13 protein-coding genes are annotated in these 15,849 nt (G+C 50.6%); 11 read left to right on the forward strand and 2 right to left on the reverse strand.

What is annotated here, in order from left to right; translation table 11 throughout:
- Positions 1-81: 81 nt before the first annotated feature.
- Positions 82-1,491, forward strand: coding sequence for a Sapep family Mn(2+)-dependent dipeptidase (locus PGS38_RS07960; RefSeq protein WP_118659365.1), 1,410 nt, complete (start codon positions 82-84; stop codon positions 1,489-1,491).
- 109 nt (positions 1,492-1,600) lie between these two features.
- Here PGS38_RS07960 and PGS38_RS07965 read toward each other — a convergent pair whose 3' ends face one another.
- Positions 1,601-3,301, reverse strand: a complete 1,701-nt coding sequence (locus PGS38_RS07965) for an ABC-ATPase domain-containing protein (RefSeq protein ID WP_119188623.1) — start codon at positions 3,299-3,301, stop codon at positions 1,601-1,603.
- A gap of 141 nt (positions 3,302-3,442) precedes the next feature.
- Positions 3,443-4,456 carry a LacI family DNA-binding transcriptional regulator gene (locus PGS38_RS07970; RefSeq protein ID WP_117509779.1) on the reverse strand — a complete coding sequence of 338 codons (1,014 nt, stop codon included), beginning with the start codon at positions 4,454-4,456 and terminating at the stop codon, positions 3,443-3,445.
- Between the two features lie 351 nt (positions 4,457-4,807).
- Here PGS38_RS07970 and PGS38_RS07975 point away from each other — a divergent pair, with 351 nt between their 5' ends.
- From PGS38_RS07975 to PGS38_RS08015, 10 genes are all read left to right on the forward strand, one after another.
- Entirely contained in the window at positions 4,808-6,208 is a 1,401-nt protein-coding gene (locus PGS38_RS07975) for an L-fucose/L-arabinose isomerase family protein (protein WP_117814507.1), read from the forward strand.
- A gap of 5 nt (positions 6,209-6,213) precedes the next feature.
- Positions 6,214-7,047 (forward strand): transketolase, encoded by an 834-nt coding sequence (locus PGS38_RS07980; RefSeq protein WP_117509781.1) that lies wholly within the window; start codon positions 6,214-6,216, stop codon positions 7,045-7,047.
- Positions 7,044-7,976, forward strand: coding sequence for a transketolase family protein (locus PGS38_RS07985; RefSeq protein ID WP_119188622.1), 933 nt, complete (start codon positions 7,044-7,046; stop codon positions 7,974-7,976). The genes PGS38_RS07980 and PGS38_RS07985 overlap by 4 nt, the downstream gene beginning before the upstream one ends.
- A 319-nt stretch (positions 7,977-8,295) precedes the next feature.
- Positions 8,296-9,783 (forward strand): FGGY-family carbohydrate kinase, encoded by a 1,488-nt coding sequence (locus PGS38_RS07990; RefSeq protein WP_119188621.1) that lies wholly within the window; start codon positions 8,296-8,298, stop codon positions 9,781-9,783.
- A 407-nt stretch (positions 9,784-10,190) separates the two neighbouring features.
- The gene (locus tag PGS38_RS17795; protein ID WP_368249762.1) at positions 10,191-10,292 is read left to right on the forward strand and encodes a DUF6783 domain-containing protein; all 102 of its coding nucleotides are present in this window, start codon (positions 10,191-10,193) and stop codon (positions 10,290-10,292) included.
- 81 nt (positions 10,293-10,373) lie between these two features.
- A complete protein-coding gene (locus PGS38_RS07995) occupies positions 10,374-11,093 on the forward strand; it encodes a metallophosphoesterase (RefSeq protein ID WP_119188639.1) in 720 nt (239 codons plus the stop codon).
- Positions 11,094-11,288: 195 nt separating this feature from the next.
- Positions 11,289-11,945, forward strand: a complete 657-nt coding sequence (locus tag PGS38_RS08000) for a metallophosphoesterase (protein ID WP_118640458.1) — start codon at positions 11,289-11,291, stop codon at positions 11,943-11,945.
- Positions 11,946-11,963: 18 nt separating this feature from the next.
- Positions 11,964-12,746, forward strand: a complete 783-nt coding sequence (locus PGS38_RS08005; RefSeq protein ID WP_118640459.1) for a metallophosphoesterase — start codon at positions 11,964-11,966, stop codon at positions 12,744-12,746.
- Between the two features lie 136 nt (positions 12,747-12,882).
- A complete protein-coding gene (locus PGS38_RS08010; RefSeq protein WP_118640460.1) occupies positions 12,883-13,938 on the forward strand; it encodes an AAA family ATPase in 1,056 nt (351 codons plus the stop codon).
- A gap of 18 nt (positions 13,939-13,956) precedes the next feature.
- Positions 13,957-15,786 carry a vWA domain-containing protein gene (locus tag PGS38_RS08015; RefSeq protein WP_118640461.1) on the forward strand — a complete coding sequence of 610 codons (1,830 nt, stop codon included), beginning with the start codon at positions 13,957-13,959 and terminating at the stop codon, positions 15,784-15,786.
- The last annotated feature ends 63 nt before the right edge of the window (positions 15,787-15,849 follow it).

Genomic DNA, 15,849 nt, shown 5'->3' on the forward strand with positions numbered 1-15,849 from the left:
GGATTTTCTGCTCTTTCTGCGCTATGATAGGAAAAGAACGGCACTGCGACGGTGCCAGAGAAGAGAAAAGGAGAAGTTACGATGCGGAAAGAAGAATTGAGAACATATATTGAAAACCACGAATCCGAAATGATCGAGGATCTGAAAAGCCTGATCCGGATTCCAAGCGAAAAACAGGCGGCAGAGCCAGGCAAACCATTCGGCGCACCGGCGGCAGAAGCACTGGCGCAGGGAATCGAAATTCTGGAAAAATACGGCTTTGCCGTAACCAACTACGACAACTACGCGATTGCAGCTGACTTTAATCAGGAAGAAAAGGGCCTTGATATTCTCGCCCATCTCGATGTCGTACCGGCAGGCGAAGGCTGGCAGGAGACCGATCCATTCACCCCGCGCATCAAAGAAGGAAAAATGTTCGGCCGCGGAACCGCAGACGACAAAGGACCGGCGATCGCAGCTATCTACGCAATGCGCGCTGTCAAAGAACTCGGTTACCCATTAAAGAAAAACGTCCGTCTTGTCCTCGGTTCCGACGAGGAGTGTGGAAGCTCTGACCTCGAATATTATTATAAGAAAGAAGTGGAAGCACCATGCACCTTCTCACCGGATGCCGAATTCCCGGTCATCAACATTGAAAAAGGCGGCATGCGCGGCCACTTCGAAAAAACATCCGATGCCGGAACGACAGGCGTGCGCCTTGTATCCTTACAGGCCGGCACCAAACTGAACGTTGTACCAGGCAAAGCATATGCAGAGCTTGCCGGCATGGCAAAAGAAGACCTGAAAACCTGCGCTGACGAGACTGAGCAGAAGACCGGCGTTTCCTTCGTTCTGGAAGACACCGAAAACGGCAATATAAAAATCACAGCCTGCGGTGCCTTCGCCCACGCATCCACCCCGGAAATGGGTAACAACGCACTGACCGCACTGCTGCAGCTTCTCGCATCTGTTGGAATGGAAGAGAGTGAACTGAAAAACGACATCAGTTTCCTTGCAAAAGTTTACCCGCACGGCGACGGCAAAGGCGCAGGCCTCGGTGTCGCCATGTCAGATGAAGAGTCCGGCGAGCTCACCTTAAGCCTCGACCTCATGAACTACGACGGCAAAACCTTGATCGGTTCCTACGACTGCCGCGCCCCGATCTGCGCGACAAAAGAAAACCTGTACGATACCGCCGGGCAGAACATGAAAAAAGGCGGCTTCTCCATGGAAGGCAGCGGAATGTTCCCACCACACCACGTCCCGGCCGACAGCCCGTTTGTCCAGAACCTGCTGCAGTGCTACACGGATGTCACTGGAAAACCAGGCAAACCATTTGCGATCGGCGGCGGAACGTATGTGCATCATCTGAAAAACGGTGTTGCGTTTGGATGCGCAGACCTTGAAGTCGACAACCGTATGCACGGAGCAGACGAGTTCGTGGAAATCGAATGCCTGAAAGAATGCGTTGTGATCTTCGCGGAGGCGATTGTGCGGATCTGCGGGGAATAAATAATTGAAAAATAAAAGATAAAAAAGATCTTCAGCCAAACCGATAGATTCTGAAAAGAACAAGGTTTGCCTGAAGATTTTTTATGGCTCTGAATTGCTAAAAATTTTCTCAGAACCGCAGTTCCCTGCACCGGTTCAGGCATGCAAAGATTTCCTGCCGTCTCGGCCGTGCCAGGTCGCTGGGTCTTCCAGGAGCGAGAAGAGAAGCAAGGCCTTTTTCATCCATCTGTTTTTCCAGCAGATCCACCACCTGCACCAGTGTTTTCTTACTGTCCATTTTGTGTCCGGCGGCTTCTAAAAGAAGCGCAGCCAGCCCGTTCAGCTGTTCACTGTCCGTGAGCTGTTCCACGGCGCGCAGATCCGTCAGAGATTTGTTGATGAGGATGGATTCCTGTCCCATCACTTTGACTTTCGTGCGGTCACTTCCCGTCAGGCCTTTACCCGGCTGCGGGCAGCGATGGAAGGCTGGAACGGAAAAGGGACGCACGGAGGCAGTAAACGGCGGAAATTCTGCGGCTGTGGTTTTCGCGCGATCCGTAATGTCATAAGGAACGTATTCTTTCATCTGAATGACAGTGTCTGCCACGTGGAAGTAAGAACCGGAGCTTCCGGCAACGAGAATCGACGAGATGCCGAGCTTCTCATACAGATCCCGCACGCGGCTGATAAACGGTGTGATCGGTTCCTCGCTGTCGGCAACGACGCGCTGCATCAGCTCATCGCGCACCATAAAGTTGGTGGCGGACGTATCCTCATCGATCAGAAAGAGGCTCGTGCCGGATTCGATGCCCTCGATCACGTTGGCAGCCTGCGAGGTGCTTCCGCTGGCATCGGCGGTCGAGAATGAAGTCGTATCACTCTTTCCGGGAAGATTGTGGATGAAGAGGGAGATATCGACGTTGCTGATGCTTCTGGAGTCCTCGGAGCGGAGCTTTCCGGCGCTTGCATCGGTGATGACATATTCACGGCCGTCCCCGGCGATGTGGTTGTATACGCCGCGCTCAAGAGCCTGCAGCAGGGTAGATTTTCCATGGAAGCCTCCGCCTACGATCAGTGTGACGCCGAGAGGAATTCCCATGCCGGAAACAGGTCCGCGGTTTGGAAGATCGAGGGTAACGCGCAGGGATTCCGGTGAGGTAAACGGAACGGCGTGCTTCATCGGCAGATCGGAAACACCGGTCTCGCGCGGGAGAATGGAGCCGTCGGCGATGAAGGCAGTAAGCCCTTTTTCTTTTAATGCGGAACGGATCGCCTGCTGGTCCTCACAGAGATAGGCGACGTTGGCGCATGCTTTCGGATCCAGAGCACGGTAGAACAGCGATTTTTCCACGCAGCCGGGCAGAAAGTCGAAAAGAATGCGGATCAGCTCCTGCGAGGCGATGGTGCGGCCGTTAGCCGGAAAGCCGATTTCCGTGTTGACGACAAGACTGCCGTCGGAAGGATTCAGAACACAGGCAGTACGCTCCAGAATTTCCTGCCCGCAGCGGCTTATCCCCAGCAGACCACTTTTGCCGGAACCCTTCGCGCGGAAGGAATACGGTGCGATAGTGCGCGCAAACTGGCGCAGCAAGTAATCCTGGAGGGCGACGCGCTTTTCATATGTGTCGTAGAGAAAAGCCGGAAACGCAGCGGTTTTGCCGCTGATATGAACGCTGACGCGCGATGGAGCGGCGAACGGATCGCCCTGCACGTGGTCGATGGAGAGTGTGTAGCGCGGAAACTGATAGGCACCGCGGGTAGATTTATAGGCGGGATAGCTTTTGTGATTGATACTGAATAAAAGCTGTTTCAGGTCATTTGCAGATTGCATAAAAAAAACTCCTTTCAAAATAAAAAAGGTGAGGCTGCCGTACAGAGCGTGTCTGAAAATGGCTTTTCGCAAGCTGCGAGTTCCGGTTTGCGGAAATGATTTTTCAGACACGCGCTGGACGACAGCCTCATCCAAAAAGCTTTAACGTCTGGAAACACTCTGGCGCTTCACCAGCTTGGTTGCCATGCACATTTTCAGACATTCGCGTTTCGGATCGGCCACGCGGTCAAGCAGGCGCTGGACGGCAGTGGCACCAAGCTCGCGTTTTCTGACCTTCATGGTGGAAAGCGGCGGAACCATCATATCGCACATCGGAACGTCATCAAAGCCGATGATGGAGACATCCTCCGGGATGCGGTAGCCGTTTTCACGCAGTGCACGCATGGCGGCCGCCGCGATGATGTCATTATCGGCAAAGTAGGCATCCGCGATCGGAGCTTTCGATTCGAGAAGGCGCAGCATGTCGCGGTAGCCTTCGTCCGAGGTCGGGGAAACCAGGTGAACATATGGATGCGAGGTGCTGATGCCGTTTGCACGGAGCGCTTTGTAGTAGCCGTCGGCGCGTTCGGAGAAGTTGCTGATGTCGAGGCTCGAGTGAAAGTAGCCCACGTTTTTGTGTCCGCACTGAATCAGATAATTCGTGGCGTTGAACGCCCCCTGAATGTTGTTGATCAGAACGCAGTCGTAATCGAGCTCATCGTAATAGCAGTCCACGACAACGATCGGAACAGAAAAATCGCGGAACTTGCGGAAATCGGACGGAGCCATTTCGGTTGCAAGAAGAAGAATGCCCTCACAGTCCACAGCGCGGAGTGCATCGAGCTGGCTGTCAATATCCATGGTCTCATAAAAATAGGAGATATGAAGCGCACAGCCCTGGCGGGTGCATTCGGTGGAGATTCCTTCGGTCAGCTGGGAGAAAAACGGCGTGTCGGCAGCGACCTTTCCGTGCTTTTTATAATTGACCAGCTGAATAATGCGGGAGGAAGCGCCGGAGGCTTCAGTTTTTTTCGGCGCATAGCCATACTCGGCTGCGGTTTTTAAAACCAGCTCTCTTGTGGCATCGCTGATGCCGGGTTTGTTATTGAAAACCATAGAAACCGTGGCAGGCGATACGTTGATCAGCTTTGCCAGTTCTTTCGCAGAAATATTCATAAGAGTTCAGCTCCTGTTCGATAAAATCAGCCCGCATGGTGCTTTCGTTTGTTTTGTGCATGCGGGATGTTGAAATTTATTTCAGTATTTATCTGAAAAATATTAAACTTATGCATTGATTTTAATATGAATTAAAAAAGAAGTCAACTTCTGAACTGTAAAAAAATGAAATATGAAGAAATGCATAAAAACAGCCATTCTTTTTTGTATAAATTACTAAAAAAGATTTAATAAAGCTGAATAGATGTTGACAAGTTCAAAAGAATTTAGTAATATAAGAGCCATAAAGAACAGGGAAATTCAAGGCATAATTTAGCAGAGTTTAAAGAAAATTAAGTGGAGGAAATGAATATGAAATCAATTAAGATCGGATTTGCACCTACGAGAAGAAGCATTTTCAGTGCCCCGGATGCCGTAAAATACGCCAACCTGACGAGAGAGCGTTTAAAAGAGCTCGGCGTTGAATTTGTCGATATCACAGACATCAATGAGGAGGGTCTGTTTTACGATGAGGCGGACCGTGAGAAAATCCAGGAGAAATTCCGCCGTGAAAACGTAAAGGGAATTTTCTTCCCGCACGGAAACTTCGGAACGGAATATGTCTGTGCAAGACTGGCAAAGGAAATGGGGCTTCCGGTACTTCTCTGGGGACCGCGCGATGAGAGACCGGATGAGAACGGTGTGCGTCTCCGCGACAGCCAGTGCGGCCTGTTTGCAACCGGAAAAGTGCTGCGCCGTTTTGGTGTTCCGTTCACCTATATGACGAACTGCCGTCTGACCGATCCGGAATTTGAGCGCGGCATCAAGGATTTCCTTGCTGTATGTAATGTGGTAGATACCTTCCGCCACACCAGAATCCTTCAGATCGGACCGCGTCCGTTCGATTTCTGGTCCACCATGTGCAACGAGGGCGAGCTGCTGGAAAAATTTAACATCCAGCTTTCCCCGATTCCGCTTCCGGAACTGACTGCGGAGATGAAAAAAGTAAAAGCAGAGGGCAGCGAGGTAGAAAAAGTCGTTGCATACTGCAATACCAATATGTGTGTAAAGATCAAACCGGAAGAACTGGAAAATGTAGCAGCTCTGAAGGTTGCGATGAAAAATCTGGCTGCAAAATATTCCTGCAATGCCATCGCGATCCAGTGCTGGAACGCGCTGCAGGGTGAGATCGGCATCATGCCGTGTGCGGCAAACTCACTGCTGAACGAAGAGGGAATTCCGGTTGTCTGTGAGACCGATATCCACGGAGCCATCACCGCTCTGATGGTAGAGGCTGCCGGCAGAAACGACAAGAGAAGCTTCTTTGCTGACTGGACGGTACGTCACCCGGACAACGAGAACGGCGAGCTGCTGCAGCACTGCGGACCGTGGCCGATTTCTGTTGCACAGGAAAAACCGACGATCGGTTATCCTCTGGCATTCAGCCATCCGGGCGCTGTAGAGGCACAGGCAAAATTAGGTGAAATGACACTGGCACGTTTCGACGGAGACAACGGAGAATACTCTCTGCTGCTTGGAAATGCAAAAGGTGTCGAGGGACCTTACACGAAGGGAACCTACGTATGGGTTGAGGTACAGAACCTGAAACGCCTGGAGGCAAAAATCGTGGAAGGACCGTACATCCACCACTGTGTCGGTATCCACGAGAACGTTGTGCCGGTTCTGTATGAAGCATGCAAATACATCGGTATTGCCCCGGATTTATATGATCCGATCGAGGAAGATGTCAAAGCATATTTAAGAGGAGAATGAAAATCATGAGTGAATACAAGGAATTGAGTTGTCTGGCGTATGATCTTCGGAAGAAAGTAGTGGAAATGGTAGTTTCCGGCAAGGGCGGCCACATCGGCGGTGACATGAGTGTCATTGATGTGCTTGTAGCGCTGTATTTTAAAGAGATGAACATCAGCCCTAAGAACATGGACGACCCGGACCGCGACCGTTTTGTAATGAGTAAAGGTCATTCCGTTGAGGCATATTATGCAGTACTTGCGGCAAAGGGATTCTTCCCGATGGAAGAGGTCATCGAAAAATTCTCCAAATTCGGCAGTCCGTACATCGGCCATCCGAACAATAAACTGCCGGGCATCGAGATGAATTCCGGTTCTCTCGGCCACGGACTTCCGGTCTGCGTGGGAATGGCGCTGGCAGGAAAAATGGATAAAAAAGATTACCGTGTCTACACCGTTATGGGTGACGGCGAGCTGGCAGAAGGCTCTGTCTGGGAGGGCGCAATGTCCGCAGGAAACTACAAGCTGGACAACCTCTGTGCGATCGTAGACCGCAACCGTCTGCAGATCTCCGGAAATACCGAGGATGTCATGAAACAGGACAGCCAGGAGGAGAGATGGGCAGCGTTCGGATGGAATGTTCTTTCCGTACCGGGCAACGATATGGACGCGCTCGTTCATGCGTTTGAGCTGGCGAAACACTGCAAGGGAAAACCGACGGTTATTATTGCAAACACAACGAAGGGCTGTGGTTCTTCCGTGATGGAAAATAAGGCGGAGTGGCATCATAAAGTGCCGACACCGGAGGAAGTAGAACAGATCATGAAGGATCTGGATGAGAGAAAGGAGGCACTGTCATGAATAAGATTCCAAACAGACAGGCCATTTGCGAGGTTTTAATGAAACATGCCGAAACGGATAAAGATATCGTGGTGCTCTGCAGCGATTCCAGAGGAAGTGCTTCCCTGACACCGTTTGCAAATGCGTATCCGGAGCAGTTTGTGGAGATGGGTATCGCGGAGCAGGATCTGGTCAGCGTTTCTGCCGGTCTTGCAAAATGCGGCAAGAAAGCATTTGCGGCATCTCCGGCGTGCTTCCTCTCCACCAGAAGCTATGAGCAGGCGAAGATTGACTGTGCATACTCCAACACCAATGTAAAGCTGATCGGTATCAGCGGCGGTGTGAGCTACGGTGCGCTTGGCATGAGCCATCATTCTGCACAGGATATCGCAGCAATGGCAGCCATTCCGAATATGCGTGTGTATCTGCCAAGCGACCGTTTCCAGACAGCAAAACTGGTTGAGGCGCTCCTTACCGATGAAAAACCGGCTTATATCCGAGTGGGAAGAAATGCCGTTGCGGATATTTACAGCGAAGAAAATACCCCGTTTGAGATGGATAAGGCAACGGCTCTCTCGGAAGGCACCGATGTTTTACTGGTAGCCTGCGGTGAGATGGTCCGCCCGGCGCTCGATGCAGCTGCTATGCTGAAAGAAGAGGGAATCAGCGCAGGACTGCTCGATATGTACTGTGTGAAACCGCTGGACAAAGAGGGCCTGGTAGAGGCTGCAAAGAAGGCAAAAGTTGTCATTTCGATCGAAGAGCACGCTCCATTTGGCGGCCTTGGTTCGATGGTAAGCCAGGTGGTCGGCGCAGAGTGCCCGCGTAAGGTAGTCAACATGTCTCTGCCGGATGCACCGGTGATCACGGGAACTTCTAAAGAAGTCTTTGACTATTATGGACTGAATGCCGAGGGCATTGCAAAAAAAGCGAAAGAATTACTGGCTTAACCAGAAATGGAATCAGCGGTGAATGTGATAGCCCGCAGGGAACTGTAAACTGCCGCAGGTCTGCGTATGCCATGTTCCTGCGTGCCCGGGCGGAAGAAAATCCGGGAACGCAGGAACTTTTTCTATATAATCAGGAACAAATCGTTCTGCGGAAGATGTTGGAATGTGTGGTAATCGCCAAAGATCTTGCCTATAGGGGCAGGGTGAATGCTGCGACAATAGAAAATGACGCATGGTGTGTTGAAAAACAGGGTGTATTCAGCGTTATTCGAGATGGGGATCTGGATATTTATAAAATTTTAGGAACGGAGCTGGAAAAATGGAGAAAAGGTATATCATCGGAATTGACCAGAGCACGCAGGGAACGAAAGCGCTGCTCTTTGATGGGGAGGGACATTTACTCCGCCGTACCGACCTGCCGCACCGGCAGATTGTCAATGAAAAGGGATGGGTGTCCCATGATCTGAATGAGATTTACCGGAATACAGTACAGACGGTAAAAACGCTGGTGGCAGAGTCCGGTGTTGCACCGGAAGAAATCGCCGGAATCGGCATCAGCAATCAGCGTGAGACGACGGCGATCTGGGACAAGGCGACCGGGGAACCGCTGGAAGAGGCAATTGTATGGCAGTGCGGCCGCGCAAGCGGCATTGCGCAGGAGATTGCGGAGCAGGGGCACGCAGAGGAGATCCGCGAGGCGACGGGTCTGCAGCTTTCGGCTTATTTTCCTGCTGCAAAGATGGCGTGGCTGCTTCGAAACGGCGGAGAAGAAAGACAGAAACGTGCTGCAGACGGGAAACTCTGCCTGGGTACGATTGACAGCTGGCTGGTTTACAAGCTGACGGGGGATCATGCATTTAAAACAGATTTTTCAAATGCGTCGAGAACGCAGTTGTTTAATTTGAAAACACTGGCATGGGATAAGAAGATCTGTGAGATGTTCGGGATTCCGGTCTGTGCGCTGGCCAGGGTGTGCAATTCCGATGCGGTGTATGGAGCCACGACGATGGAAGGATTGTTTTCCGAGCCGGTTCCGATCTGTGGTGTATTAGGCGACTCTCATGCGGCTCTGTTCGGACAGGGCTGTTTAAAACCGGGCATGATCAAGGCGACGTACGGAACGGGTTCTTCGCTGATGATGAACATTGGAGACAAGCCGATTAAAAGCAGTCACGGCGTTGTGACATCTCTTGCGTGGGGAAGAGGCGGCAAGGTGGACTATGTGCTGGAAGGCAATCTGAACTACACCGGAGCGGTGATTACCTGGCTGAAGGATGATCTGAAGCTGATTTCTTCGGCAAAAGAGACGGAAGGACTGGCAAGGGAGGCAAATCCGGCGGACCGCACCTATCTGGTTCCGGCGTTTACCGGGCTTGGCGCGCCGTACTGGGATGAGAAAGCAACGGCATCAATCAGCGGAATTACCCGCACCACAGGAAAAGCTGAGGTGATAAAAGCGGCTCTCGACTGCATTGCCTACCAGATCACCGACCTTGTCCGTGCGATGGAGCAGGATACCGGCATGCGGATCGAGGAACTCCGTGTAGACGGCGGCCCGACACGAAACGGATATCTGATGCAGTTCCAGAGTGATATTACGAATAAACGCGTAAATATTCCGGACGCGGAGGAGCTTTCCGGCATCGGAGCGGCTTATATGGCCGGTATTTCAGCCGGGGTCTACGATCTGGAAAAACTCGCGGGAAATATGAACCGAAGTGTGTATGAACCGAAGATGGACGATGAAATCCGGGAGAAGAAGTATGCCGGATGGAAAGTGGCTGTCGACGGGGTGTTAAGTAAATAGGAGACTTGTGCTCTGTGCGGCGGGAGGTTTTTTGCGCCTGACGGTGGGATGACGAAGGGGGGACGCGGGCATTACTGTGCACTCGGCAAATACGCGTTTGTGATAAGAAAACGAAAACGCATACGTGCGTGATTGAGAAATTTGAAAAATAAAATAATCTACAAACAAAAAGGAACGATTTGGATAGAACGTTCCTTTTTTGCATATAGAGAATAAATTGTACAGAAATAAAAGGCGCTGTATAAACAGCGCGTAATGCTGATAGAATGCGAGAAAACAGCAAGAAAAAGAGGATTAAACTTGTAGTTCAATGAAGAAAAAAATAGATGTGGTATAGTATCAAGAAAAAGGGATTTCGCATGAAGGAAAGTTCAATAGAAGATGTATTAGAGCGTGTCTGAAAAATCATTTCCACAAACTGGGACTCGCAGCTTGCGAAAAGCCTTTTTCAGACACGCTCTAGAGTGTACATTATGCAAAAAAAGGAGGGACAAGAGTTTGTCCGGTAAAAAACAGGAAGTATGGTAAGATAAGCTGGTAATGGAGAACGTATGCAGATTCGTATGGATGAAAAAGGGAGGATTCTGTTTATGGCTACTTACGTTATTTCTGATATTCACGGTGAGTATGAGAGATTCATGGAGCTGCTGGAAGAAATCGAGTTGAAAGATACAGATACGCTCTATGTTCTGGGTGATGTTTTAGACCGGGGTGAGCATCCGATTAAGGTGATATTGAAACTGATGGAAATGCCGAATGCGTTCTGTATCGTGGGGAACCATGAGGTGATGGCGCTGGAATGTCTGCGGTTTCTCTGTCAGGAAATCACAGATCTTGCCATTGAGGAAGTGGATGCTGAACTGCTGGACAATCTTGTTCTCTGGAAGTATAACGGCGGTGATGCTACGATCCGGGAATTTCGGGCGCTGGATCCCGAGATGCGGGAGGAAGTACTGAATTTTCTGGAGGATTTCAGTCTGTATGAGGAGCTTACAGTGGGAGAAAAACAGTATCTGCTGGTGCATGGAGGGCTGGGTGGATTCACACCGGAAAAGAGGATCGAGGAATATTCCCTGCACGATCTTGTATGGACCAGACCAGATTATCAGAAGGAATACTTTGCGGATACAAATCTGGTAACAGGGCATACGCCGACGCAGACGATTCCTGACAATGACAATCCCGGGTATATTTATAAAAAATATCACCACATTGCGATCGACTGCGGCGCATGCTTCCCGGGAGGGCGGCTGGCAGCAATCTGTCTGGAAACGGGGGAAGAGTTTTACAGTTCGGACAACAATGGGTGAAAGATTTTAGACGTTCCATGATGCCAGCATCAGAAGACCGGGATCCGGAACCAGCAGAACAAGCGGGAAGATTTTTGAAACAGGACATGCCAAAACACAAGCAGGAAAGCCGTTTTGGAAAAAATGAGCGGATAACGAAAGCTTTGAAGATTGCAGGAGCAGACATGAAAGCTGCGAAAGAAAAGGAGATTTTGGATGCACTATATTATTACCGATATACATAACGACAGCTGGCGGTTCATGAAATTGCTGGAAAAAATTGATCTCAAAGAGGAGGATCACCTGTATCTGCTTGGTGATTTGTTTGACCGCTGCATGGATCATCCAGACCCGGCGGGCGTGTATTTTCAGGTATTGAAGCTGGGGAAAAAATGTACTGTGATCCGCGGCAACCACGATCATTGGCTTGCCAATTACATTTTCCGCTATTACGGGATGGATGAGAGAGACCGCGTCCTCCTGCAGTCGTATCCGTACAATTCCTTCCATCTTTTACAGGAACGCCTGACGGAAGTTGATTTAAAGCAGCTCGCAGAGCGCATCCTTTCCTGGCCGGTACAGGTGGAAATCGAGGTGGACGGTCAGCCGTATCTGCTTGCCCATGCCTGTACGGCAGAACCGGGAAAATGGAAACTGGACAACTATTATCTGATGGGGGATTTGTGGTACAAGGTTTTTCTTCATGAGGGAGTGCATGGATATATTTCCGTCTGCGGCCATCAGAACATGGGAAATGGATCCATCTGGAAGAATAAAAAAGAAAACGTTTATCTGTGTGACTGCGGCTGCGGTTTTGAGAATGGAAGACTGGGATGCCTTTGCCTGGAAACGAAGGAAACTTTCTATGTATAAACAAACAGAGGAAAAGCAATGAAGCGATATATGATGTCAGATATTCACGGATTTCTGGAGGCATTCGAGGCAGCTCTGAAAAAAACAGACCTTTCGGGGAAAAACCAGCTGATTCTGTTGGGCGATTACATAGATTATGGGCCAGATGGCCGGGCGGTGCTGGAAAAAGTCAGGGCATTGCAGGAAAAATATAGTTCGGAAAAAGTCATTGCCCTGATGGGAAACCATGAAAAAGCACTGCTGGACTGGCTGGAAGAATATGCGGATGTCAACCGGCATATCGGCAGTGTGGAACAATATCGCAGCCGGGAATGGCTGGCATCGGATGCAGATGGAGACTATGAAACGCTGCACAGCTTTCTGAAAGAAGAACATTTTCAAGAGTTTCTGGAAAAAGAAGCACACCTCTCAGAGGATTCCAGAAATGCAGAAGCAGTACGGCTGATGCTCGAAGATGCGTGGGAACTGATTACCTGGATGTGCCATCTTCCTTATTTTTATGAAACAGAGCGCCAGATTCTGGTGCACGCCGGAATTGCCGAATGGGGCGGTAAAGACTGGCTGTGCGTGACCAGCAGGGAGCTGATGGTGGGGAAAAGAACGGTAAGCCGCGGAGCATTCCATAAGGATGTGATTGCAGGCCACATTTCCACGGCAAAAATCAGCGGAAACAGGACATATGACGGTATCTGGCACGACGGTCAGAGCCACTATTATCTCGATGGAACCACCTGGCGGAGCGGAAAAATTCCGGTGCTGGAATATGACAGTGAAACTGAAAAATACAGAGAAATATGGTGAGACACGTTGTAATGCAGTACAGTAAGATCACGGCAGGGCAGAAAAAGTGATTTAGTCAAATTAAGCAAGTGGTAAAGTGGATTGCGGATATCCGCTTTGAAAAGATACAGGATCGAAACAGAAGGGAGTACATCAGATGCATTTACCAATCAGTGTGACACAGGATGAATTATTAGAAGTTTTGCTTCAGGTTGCGCCGGTACGGCCGGTCTTTATCTGGGGTGCACCCGGCATCGGAAAATCCGCGTTAGTGGAAAAATTCGCAGACGAAGTCGGCCTGCCGTGCGTGTCGCTCCTCGGAAGCCAGCTCGCGCCGGAGGATATCATTGGCATTCCGCAGATCCGGGGCGAGACATCGGAATTCCTTCCGCCGAAAATGATCGCCAGAAAAGAGCCATATGTCCTGTTCCTGGACGAACTCAACGCCTGTACGCAGGAAGTGCAGAAAGCCTTCTATTCCCTGATCCATGAGCGGCGGATCGGAGAATACCATCTTCCGGAGGGAAGCATTGTGATCGGAGCAGGAAACCGTGCCGAGGACAGCGCGATCGTAAAAACGATGTCGTCCGCCCTTTTAAACCGTATGTTCCATGTGCAGCTGAAAGCGGATGTGGGACAGTGGATCAAGTGGGCGCAGGCAGAAGGACTCCATCCGTGGGTCATTGACTATATCATCCAGCGGCCGGATCACCTCTTTTCCGAACCGCCGAAAACCGAAGAACCGTTTTCCACCCCGCGTTCCTGGCACATGCTGAGCGATGCGTTGAAGGAATACCGGGCCGGGGAGCAGGATATTTCGCAGGAAACATTAAAAATGATGGCGTACGCCTGCCTCTTGGAACAGCATGCGGGGATGTTTCTTGCTTACACAAAAACACTGCGCAACACACATCTCTTGGATGACATTATCGCGCAGAAAGCAAAATGGCCGGACAAGCCGGAAAATCGGGATGTGCTGTATTTTCTCGCACAGTCCTTCCGCGCCAGACTGCTTGCAGAACTGCCGAAAAGCAAGCAGGGAATTTCCGGCGGCATGCTTTCCTTTGCGTACCGCGCCAAGGGCATGATCAAAGAACTCGCAGTCATCAATTTCGAAATCGCCCAGATGATCGTCGCAGCTGATGGGGCGGAGGCACTGCCGGACTGGTTTATGATGGAAATCATCCGTGATCTGCCGCGGCTCGTCGGATGAAAAAGGAAGGAGAAAAGGATGCCATACGTTCGAAGCAGGTATTACCGCGAAGAAGAAAAGCCGGCCGGGTACCGCAGAGTGGAGGCCGGCTTTGGTTTGCTGGAAAAAAATACACTGTTCCATCAACTGGATGGGTACATCACTGCAAAGCCCTCCCATCTGAATGCAAAAGGAAGTCTGGCCTGTGTTACGAAAGATGGAGATATCTACGTCAACATGCGGGCGAACCTGTCGCCGGAACAATGGTGCTATGTGATGGCACACAACCTTCTGCACCTGGCGTTCGGCCACTTTGACAAAGCGAGCATCCCTTCCGACTGCGAATTTGTCCCGGCACTCTGGAACAAAGCCTGTGATATCTACATCACCAGATTCCTTTATGACATCCGCCTCGGCGAGCCGATCTGCGCAGATCCGGCGGAAGCATATCCGATCAAACTGAACAGCGAGCAGAAAATTTATGAATATCTGTTGAAGCACCAGGATAATGGTGCGCAGATCTGCGGGACAAACTCTGAAAAATTAAAGGATATGATCGGGGTAGAACGGCCGATCGTTTATAAAAAGGGAGAAAGAAATGCATATGCTGAAAAATTTTCCTATGCAGTCACTCATTCCATCAAATCTGCACTCTGCGATGCGGGAGGATACGATCTTAAAACGAAAAAGAATACCGTCATTTCCAGAGCAGCAGAATGGTTCCTGTCCCATTATCCGCTGCTTGGAGGTCTTGCAGCTACATTTAAAATTGTGGAGGACATTGAAATGTGCCATCGGTATGAAATCCATATTGCAGCGGTTGACGCAGAGCAGGGAATCATTTATGCCAATCCGTCGTGCGGATTTTCGGAGGAAGAGTGGATTTTTGTTCTCGCGCATGAATATCTCCATGCCGGACTGCAGCACCAGAAACGGTGCAATGGGCGTGACTTCTTTCTGTGGAACATCGCCTGCGACTACGTCATCAACGACTGGCTGCACGAAATGGAGATCGGCAGAATGCCGCCGGATGGGCTGTTGTATGATGAAACACTTCACAACAAATCGGCAGAAAGTATCTATGATCTGATCGTGAAAGAGATCCGAAAGTACAAAAAGCTAAACACCTTCCGGGGCTTTGGCAGAGGTGATATGTTTAACGGAAACAGACCGCATTTTACTGGAAGAGAAAACGGGGTCAGCCTGGATGAACTGCTGAAAAATGCACTGCGGGAGGGATTGGATTACCATCAGGAGCACAATCGTGGTTTCCTGCCGGCCGGGCTGGTGCAGGAAATCAGGGCGCTTGCGATGCCGGTCATTCCCTGGGATGCCGCGCTGACGAAGTGGTTTGACGTACAGTTTCCACCGCTGGAAAAACACCGTACCTATGCGCGGCCGAGCAGACGGCAGGGTGCCACGCCGGACATTCCAAGACCAGGATATGCGTATTACGAGCAGGATCTGGAGAGCCGGACCTTCGGTGTGGTCGTGGACACGTCCGGTTCCATGAGTGCAAAACAGATCGGTATGGCACTTGGCTCCATCGCCAGCTATGCCGCGGCGAAAGATGTTCCGTTCGTGAGAATCATTTTCTGTGATGCCAAAGCGACGGATGCGGGATATCTGGCACCGGAAGATATTGCCGGACGGGTAAAAGTCACGGGACGAGGAGGAACCATACTGCAGCCGGGCGTGGATTGTCTGGAACAGGCGAACGATTTTCCAAAGGACGGGCCGATTCTGATTATTACGGACGGGGAGATTGAGAATGACCTGAAGGTAAGACGAGAGCATGCATTTCTGCTTCCGAGAGGAAACCGGCTGCCGTTCCGGGCACGGGGAGAAGTGTTTTATTTTCGGGAATAGTGCGGCGTAGTCTGTGTCTCTGCAAGAAGCGATAGCAGCGGCAGAGAAAGCGGACAGAATTTG

Source organism: Fusicatenibacter saccharivorans, assembly GCF_027667425.1.
In the GTDB taxonomy this organism is placed as follows: Bacteria; Bacillota; Clostridia; order Lachnospirales; family Lachnospiraceae; genus Fusicatenibacter; species Fusicatenibacter saccharivorans.